The organism is Aminobacter sp. P4_D5, assembly GCF_056401815.1.
In genome coordinates, this window is sequence record NZ_JBFUIP010000742.1 from 1 (window position 1) to 700 (window position 700).

The 700-nt window shown below is 73.7% G+C and carries 1 protein-coding gene; it reads left to right on the forward strand.

Going from position 1 to position 700, the window contains the following annotated elements; translation table 11 throughout:
• A partial coding sequence (locus tag AC1DWF_RS34710) for a tripartite tricarboxylate transporter substrate-binding protein (RefSeq protein WP_476843015.1) occupies positions 1-686 on the forward strand: 686 nt, incomplete at its 5' end.
• Between the last annotated feature and the right edge of the window lie 14 nt (positions 687-700).

The following is a 700-nucleotide window of genomic DNA, read 5'->3' on the forward strand; positions in this document are numbered from 1 at the left end:
GCGGCACCCATGCTGTGAATGTGAGCCTGGTCCGCGACATCGGCTACGACCCCGTGCGCGACTTCGCGCCCGTCGCCGCCTATGTGCAGACGCCGGTCGTGCTCGGCGTGCGGCCCGGGCTCGGCGCGTCCAGCGTGGCCGAGCTGGTGGCGCTGGCGAAGCAGCGCAACCTGACCTTCGCCTCCGCCGGCATCGGCACCACGGGCCATCTCTCCCAGGCGCTCTTCGACCTGCGCGGCGGCGTCAGCACCACCCATGTCCCCTATCGCGACGGCGGGCGGGCCGTGACGGACCTGATCTCCGGCCAGGTGGACGCGATGTTCTACCACCCGCTCGGCTTCCTCGCGCATATCCAGGCCGGCACGATCCGGCCGCTGGCGGTGACCGGGCGGGCGCGCAGCCCGGTGCTGCCGGAGGTGCCGGTCATGGCCCAGGCGGGGCTCRCGGACTTCTTCGTGGAGGGCTGGTGGGCGGTCTATGCGCCGGCCGCCACGCCGGCGCCGATCGTCGCGCGGCTGAACGCGCTGACCAATGCGGCGCTGGCCGATGCGGACACGCTCGGGGCGCTGCAGCGGCAGGGCGTGCAGCCCATGGGCGGCACGCCGGAGGCGCTGGCGGAGCTGACGCGGAACGAGGTGGCGGCCTGGCGCGAAGTCATTCGTGCGGCGGGGATCACCGCGGATTGAGGAGGGCTCAGCGC